Below are 6468 nucleotides of genomic sequence, written 5' to 3'. Positions count from 1 at the left end.
AAGTGGCGCGAGTGACGGGACTCGAACCCGCGACCTCCGGCGTGACAGGCCGGCACTCTAACCAACTGAGCTACACCCGCTTGGGTCAGCAACGTTGTGTCGTTGTTGGTGGCGCTGATTTACGGCGGGGGCGGGTCCAAGTCAAGCGAAGTTGGATCGACTTTGCGAGTTTTTCCTGAATAACTTGTTTTCACTGTGAAAATCGGCCTCGAAATGCGTTCAGATGTGGAAAACAGGACTGCGTATCACCCATTTTATCCCCTTCTGGACTCAAGGACTTTTTGGCTAGCCCTGAAAAATATCTTATTCGCCATCAATGAAAATTTGAAAACCGCCTCAAAAAAGTCAAATCTCGTAATTCTACTTAGCTTGGGGCGGCTCCTGCGATAAACTCAGGAACAATCATCTCAATCAAAATACAAAAAAGTCGACAGTCCATTTCATTTCAAGGACCGGTTTTATGGGCACATTTTTCAAAGCGCTTGCTCTTGCAGCAACGACAGCTGTCGCAATCCCCTCATCCACCCAGGCTGATACAGGGGACTTCATCATCGGGCTTGGTGTAAGAGCGATCGGAAACACGATCATTGATCACACCGCAGCTCAACAACCACCACCGCATGTCGTCACCGCTCAATCGCAGCAGGCGCGCAGCATTCCCCGCATCCCAACTCAACAAACAGTGGCTCTCAGCCGCATTCAGTTGAAAGACGTCCAGTATCGCCTGAACCTGCTGGGCTACAACGCCGGCTTCCCTGACGGCGTAGCTGGTAAGCGCACCTTGCGCGCAATAGGCAGGTTTCAAAGCACACTTGGTTACGTGGCAACTGGGCGGCTCACACAGTCTCAGTTAGAAGAGCTTTACACCCGCACGCAAAAGAAGCGCTATCAGAAGACCCAGATCGATCAGGCGCAGCCAACACCAGCTCAACCACCTCTGCCCCAATCCAATCCCGGTGGGTACTCTGAGGCAGAAAAAGCAACGGTCAGAATCCCAAAAGAAAACAAGCTTGCTCTGGACCCTAAAAATCCACCCAACATTTACGGACTGATCACTGGCATGCGCAGTGACGAAACCGCGGGCTTCTTAAAAACAGAAGGCTATGAAGAGTGTGTAGAGACAACCGGACTGACCATCTGCAAGAAAGCCACCAAAAACCTCGAAGAAACTGTCAGCGTCAATAAGGTTGGAAACGTCATCTATGGAGTGAGCCGCACTGTAACATTCAAGACCGCCGCCCCAAGGTCTGCAGTCCTCACAAAGCTAGCAGAGGCCTACCCAAACCTCACCCGCTTCAAAAAGATGGCAACATCCAGCTCTAAAACCTGCTTGGAGCAATACGCAGGCGATGGAAGCAGCTTGTTAGCACCAACAGAAGCCAACCCATCCGATCCTGAAACGCTTCTGACGCTCACCGAAAACTGCCGCAACTTCTACGCCATCGAACTGGAAGGCACCCGCAACCTCAAATCCATGCGTATCACCCTCTACGACGGCCACCCAATTCAACAAGCAGAGGAAGAGCAAACCGGTATCTTCCAAAGCAAATCCGAAGCCGCAGATGAGCTAAAGTTCTGAACTCCATCCTCCTTTGTATTGGCCTCATACCTCCCGAGGCCAATACAGCAGATCACCCCAAGCTCCATCGTAAGGATTACCTCCCCATAACCGAGAGATTATTCCTGCTGCATACACAGTTAAAGTAACCCCAAAAAATCATTTCTGCTCACCCGCAAATTTGTCCTTTTGGGAGCTCCAAAATGTTGAGAGTAAAAGCGCTGGTTCTGCTGGCCGTACTGTGCCTAGGCACCAGCCCCGCCCTTGCTGAAAAGCTATACAAACTGAAAGAATTCAAACCTGACGTCTCATATATAGAGACGTCATACTCCTTTCCGTTCCTCGCCAAAGAAATCGAAGCAGCAAGCTACGATGCCAATGGACATCTGGGGTACATCCTCGTGGCATCAGATTCAGCGGATAATCTCGTCATCTCTACATGGCACTCCAATGCTGAAACACCGGAATATCTTGTCAACCGGGGCAAAGCTCGCAGCGTATCCATTGCAAAGATCGACAACACCCACTTCATCACACCGATCATCGATGCAGATAATAAGTTGCGGGTCATGCTTTGGAAGATCACAGGAAACGGGACCATCACATATCGTGGCTTTCGCTCCGGCCCAGAAGTTACAGAAGTCACTTCTGCAAGTTCTGGCTCTGCTGCCATGGTCGTCGCTCAACGAAAGAACGGCACCTTGTTTGCACAAGCCTTCAAATTAAAGCAAGCAGAAGACATCCCGACTGAGAAAGCACTCGACCGTCGCGGCATTTATGAATTTGCTGGCTCTGCGGACCAACTTGCCCTGAGCGATGGAACTGCAAACCTTCTCGCCTTCCGTGATGAGGATGGAAAACAGCGAGTTACTCGCCTTCGCAAACGTCAGAACGCATCTGTGATCGAACGCGGCCCGACACTTGTAAGCATGGGCCAAATCCAGAAAGCCGCAATTACTGCTGCCGATGGCACTCCCAATGGCCGATGGATCACCCTATCAACAAGCAAAGGCCCCAGCGAGTTCAAAACCGGGCATCGATGCTTAGGTCAGACCATACATAAAGAACCCCATGGGCGTGGCAAGCTAATCGAATGGGATATTGGAACCGACGGCACCCAGTACCTCCGCCGAAGGGCTGAGCGTGAGTTTCAGGGCAGCGGAGGCGTCGCAAAGGAAGTCGCCGTAGAAGTAATCAGCAATGGCGACTATCTGGTCAGCAGCCACCTGGGCTTTGACACCTTCTGCAAAAGAAACCCGAAGAACCGCGGCAAACAGCGAATGGAGGTCCACCTATGGGATCACGCTGGCACCACCTACGACAAAGACGCCTCAGGTCGTATCAACGGCAAATACTACGACGTCGCCTTAGCTGAGTTTCATCCTATCCAAAACTACGATGCAAACTTCGTCGTAGCCCTCATTGGCGAGAACCAACAGGTCAAGCTGTCCATCTGGGGTGTGAAGTAGCTCAACCCCGATCCATCAAAACAGATCAAGAATCTCAAGACAGAAAAGGCAGCCTCCCATCGGAAGCTGCCTTTTCTACATCAGCCAAACCTGAGATATCTGCTTCAGCGTCATTTCTAAGGTCCGATACCTTAAATCATTGCCTGAAACGCGCCCACTCACATGAAATGCATTCATCGCAAGCCGACGTAAAACAGCAGATACGCTTCAATTATGACCGATATCTTCGAGATATCAGCAATAAGATCTCTCAACTTAAGAGTGAAAAACTTAATTTATTTCAACTTACATTTTTTAGAGTTTGAGATAAATTTGCTGCAAGTGGGCCTTTCCCGCCTTTCCTTTGATTTTTTATGTGTGCAAGGCAACAAAATGCGCAAAATGACAAAGCTTACATCCGCTCTCTGCCTCTCTTTAGCAGTCAGCGCCACCACCGCTCGTGCAGGCTCTGAGGATTTCATCTTCGGCCTTGGCGCAGGCATTATTGGTAGCGCTATTGTAAATGGTGCTAAAAAGAATGCGCCAGCTCAGACGCAGAAAAGAACAACACGGAAAAGAACTAACTTTTCAGCAGAGACACAGGACATCCAGTTACGCCTGAACATGCTGGGCTTTGATACTGGAACACCAGACGGCGTTTCAGGCCGCCGCACACGCAACGCCATACGCCAGTTCCAAATTTCCATCGGTGCTTATGCAAATGGCAAGCTCGATAACAGACAAATTGCCAAGCTCTATGAGTTGACAACACCACAACAGCCGGCAGTGCCAACACCGGTCGTAGCCTCTGCCCCAGCGCCGGTTGCAGCCACGACCCCAATACCAGTGGCGATCGTTGCACCAACGCCAGTAGTCGCACCAGTTGCAACAGCCGCACCATCGCAGCAAATCAACATTACAATACCTGTCACCCCCGGTTCAAACGCAACCAACAACGCTCAGGTGGTAAATGTCACTCCGAACGTGTCTCCCAAAAACGAGACACAAGTCGCGGTGACCACCTCGAAGCATCCCGCTCTTGATCGGGCCAACCTTCCATCAATTCACGGCTTAACCGTTGAGCGCTTTGAGCATGATGTAAGAGGCCTTCTAGAAAAAGTCGGGTATCAGGGGTGCTTAGTTGATGAGACAAAGACAGTTTGTACACTCGAGAAAGACACGCTCTCTGAAACCGTAAGCGTGCTCACTCAGGACGAGAACATCTACGGACTGCAGCGTGAAGTCAGCTTCAAAAACCCAGCTCCCCGCGCTGCAATCATGGGCAAGCTGCTGGACGCCTACCCTGTCCTCACTCACTTAGAGAACATGACCGCCACCGAGGACAAAACCTGCCGCATTACATACGTCAACAACAGCGGTGAACTCCTGAAGGAAGCTTTGGAGAAACCATCCAACGCAGAAGCTCTTCGCCAGCTGTCAGACAACTGCACGGACTACCATAGCCTGGAGGTCTTTGGAGAAGACACCGTGAGCGGCCTGCGCCTTGTATTTTACAGCAGCAAGCCAATCAAAGAGGCGATTGAAAACCGCAAGGGTGCGTTCCAGATCTCTTCAAAGCCAGCACAAGACCTGACTTTCTAATAGATACAGCCCAACCAAAGCAAAAAGGCAGCCTCCCCAGGGAAGCTGCCTTTTATTTTGCATCAAAGCTTTAAAAAGCTCACCAACCGTGGCGAATACGCACGATCAGGGCTGTCATGAAGCCAAAGATCATGTGACCAACCAGAGACGCCCATGTCAGCTGAATGAAGCCGAGGAACGGTGGAAGACCAGCAAAGATGTGCGCCATGATGTAAAGCGCGAACACCCAGAGACCAACGCCATAGCAAAGGCCAACAACCCACCATGGCAGCGGCGGGATGATCACACGTGCCAGCGGACGAGCAATGTAGAGGTATCCGATAGGATAGAAGACGACGCCAACCACGGCGTGAATAACTTCAGCCCAGAAAAGGCTTCTGAAACCAAAGACAGACTGCACAAGAGCAGCTGGCTGTAGTGGACCACCAACCCAGAACGGCGTGATATAGCGCGCCCAGATCTCCCAGCTCACATCTGCAACGATGCCTGCCAGAAGGATGGTGACCAGAGTGTGCCACACAAGTGGCGGACAGATGGGGTGCTTATGACTTGAACCACTCATACGGCGCATGCCTCCACGTAGTTATACTTGTTTGCCACGCGGAGTTAAAAACGATCTCAGTCATGCAAGCTGTTATCTACGGCACACTTAGCAACGCAATTACAGCTCTTGAGCAAGTCCTACACGATTGTTTCCAACCGAACACCAGGATTTCACTCATTAAACGGCAAAGCAGCTCTCGAAAAATTGACGAAAAGAGAGCACACTCCGCGAATAAGCTCCACAGGCTATTGCAGCAAGCTTAACGATAAGATCCTGAGATCACCCTTTGGTTTTTGCTCAGATTGGCGCCCTGCCCTACAACCTTAAGAAACCAATTGCCGAAACACCCCCTTAAGCTTAACAGCCCTGTCCTCGGTAATTTTCAGGAGTGCGGACAACAAAAAAGCCTCCGCGGAACTCCGGGAGACTTGAAATCCTCTGAGAGGAATGGTGGGCGATGAGAGACTCGAACTCCCGACATCTTCGGTGTAAACGAAGCGCTCTACCAACTGAGCTAATCGCCCATCCTGGAGCGTTGAACATCCTCTGGAAGAGAATGGTGGGCGATGAGAGACTCGAACTCCCGACATCTTCGGTGTAAACGAAGCGCTCTACCAACTGAGCTAATCGCCCCCGCAGGGTGGTACGCCGTGTGGCGTGGGGAGCTATTTAGCCGCCCTCCCTACCCTTGGCAAGGCCTGAGATTGAAAAAACCGACATTACCAGCAAAAAACTTAAAACCGCCATCCACCCTGTGAATTACCTGATTAAACAAAGGCTTGTCGTCACAGCAAAAAACCGGCAACCCATCAGAAATGAGCGCATAAAAAAAGCCCCTGCTGCTCCAATGAACAACAGGGACTTTTAAACCCAAAACGAACAAGCCCAATTAGGCGTTGACCGCGTCCTTCAGGCCTTTACCAGCTTTAAATTTCGGCGTCTTGGAAGCCGGAATCTGAATGGTTTCGCCTGTGCGTGGATTACGGCCTTCAGTTGCCGCACGAGCGGAAACGGAAAAGTTGCCAAATCCGATGATCCGAACTTCATCGCCGCTCTTCAGGGTTTCAGTGATTGCTTCGAAAGATGCTTCTACTGCTTCGCCTGCCTGTGCTTTGGTCAAGCCAGTTTTTTCCGCAACGGCCCCGATCAGATCATTCTTGTTCATGACAGTCCCTTTCTAAAATAACGTGGGGAATGCTTTAGATTCGCGCTGCACTCCTGAATCGGACATTCGTGCGAAATTGCGTTCAAATCAAGCCGCGAACCGCAGAAAACGGCCATTTTCTGTGTAGTATCAACCAAAAAAAGCCCCGGAA

The 6468-nt window shown here is 50.8% G+C and carries 5 protein-coding genes and 3 tRNA genes; 3 read left to right on the top strand and 5 right to left on the bottom strand.

Features of this window, described 5'->3' with window-relative positions:
- Positions 1 to 3 precede the first annotated feature (3 nt).
- Positions 4 to 80, bottom strand: a tRNA-Asp gene (locus BM231_RS16495).
- A gap of 380 nt (positions 81 to 460) precedes the next feature.
- On the opposite strand from BM231_RS16495, the gene BM231_RS16490 reads away from it, so the two are divergent.
- The 3 genes from BM231_RS16490 to BM231_RS16480 all read left to right on the top strand — a co-directional run bounded on the left by BM231_RS16490 (position 461) and on the right by BM231_RS16480 (position 4608).
- Positions 461 to 1579: a peptidoglycan-binding domain-containing protein gene (locus tag BM231_RS16490; protein ID WP_093521044.1), complete on the top strand. Its 1119-nt coding sequence runs from the start codon at positions 461 to 463 to the stop codon at positions 1577 to 1579.
- Positions 1580 to 1761: 182 nt separating this feature from the next.
- Positions 1762 to 3027 (top strand): hypothetical protein, encoded by a 1266-nt coding sequence (locus tag BM231_RS16485; protein ID WP_093521042.1) that lies wholly within the window; start codon positions 1762 to 1764, stop codon positions 3025 to 3027.
- A gap of 381 nt (positions 3028 to 3408) precedes the next feature.
- The gene (locus tag BM231_RS16480) at positions 3409 to 4608 is read left to right on the top strand and encodes a peptidoglycan-binding domain-containing protein (RefSeq protein WP_159437970.1); all 1200 of its coding nucleotides are present in this window, start codon (positions 3409 to 3411) and stop codon (positions 4606 to 4608) included.
- Positions 4609 to 4687: 79 nt separating this feature from the next.
- Here the strand turns inward: BM231_RS16480 and BM231_RS16475 are convergent, their stop codons facing one another.
- The 4 genes from BM231_RS16475 to BM231_RS16455 all read right to left on the bottom strand — a co-directional run bounded on the left by BM231_RS16475 (position 4688) and on the right by BM231_RS16455 (position 6317).
- The gene (locus BM231_RS16475; protein ID WP_057461782.1) at positions 4688 to 5170 is read right to left on the bottom strand and encodes a hypothetical protein; all 483 of its coding nucleotides are present in this window, start codon (positions 5168 to 5170) and stop codon (positions 4688 to 4690) included.
- A gap of 430 nt (positions 5171 to 5600) precedes the next feature.
- Positions 5601 to 5676 (bottom strand) — tRNA-Val (locus BM231_RS16470).
- Positions 5677 to 5709: 33 nt separating this feature from the next.
- Positions 5710 to 5785 (bottom strand) — tRNA-Val (locus BM231_RS16465).
- Between the two features lie 256 nt (positions 5786 to 6041).
- A complete protein-coding gene (locus tag BM231_RS16455; RefSeq protein ID WP_008546789.1) occupies positions 6042 to 6317 on the bottom strand; it encodes an HU family DNA-binding protein in 276 nt (91 codons plus the stop codon).
- Positions 6318 to 6468: the final 151 nt, after the last annotated feature.

Origin of the sequence: Pseudovibrio ascidiaceicola (assembly GCF_900114245.1) — a bacterium.
In the GTDB taxonomy this organism is placed as follows: Bacteria; Pseudomonadota; Alphaproteobacteria; order Rhizobiales; family Stappiaceae; genus Pseudovibrio; species Pseudovibrio ascidiaceicola.
This window is presented reverse-complemented; position numbering and strand designations above follow the sequence as displayed.

Excerpts from the sequence above, each read along its gene's own strand:
- BM231_RS16485 (WP_093521042.1), top strand. The coding sequence starts at position 1,762 with ATGTTGAGAGTAAAAGCGCTGGTTCTGCTGGCCGTACTGTGCCTAGGC.
- BM231_RS16480 (WP_159437970.1), top strand. The coding sequence starts at position 3,409 with ATGACAAAGCTTACATCCGCTCTCTGCCTCTCTTTAGCAGTCAGCGCC.
- BM231_RS16490 (WP_093521044.1), top strand. The coding sequence starts at position 461 with ATGGGCACATTTTTCAAAGCGCTTGCTCTTGCAGCAACGACAGCTGTC.
- BM231_RS16455 (WP_008546789.1), bottom strand. The coding sequence starts at position 6,317 with ATGAACAAGAATGATCTGATCGGGGCCGTTGCGGAAAAAACTGGCTTG.
- BM231_RS16475 (WP_057461782.1), bottom strand. The coding sequence starts at position 5,170 with ATGAGTGGTTCAAGTCATAAGCACCCCATCTGTCCGCCACTTGTGTGG.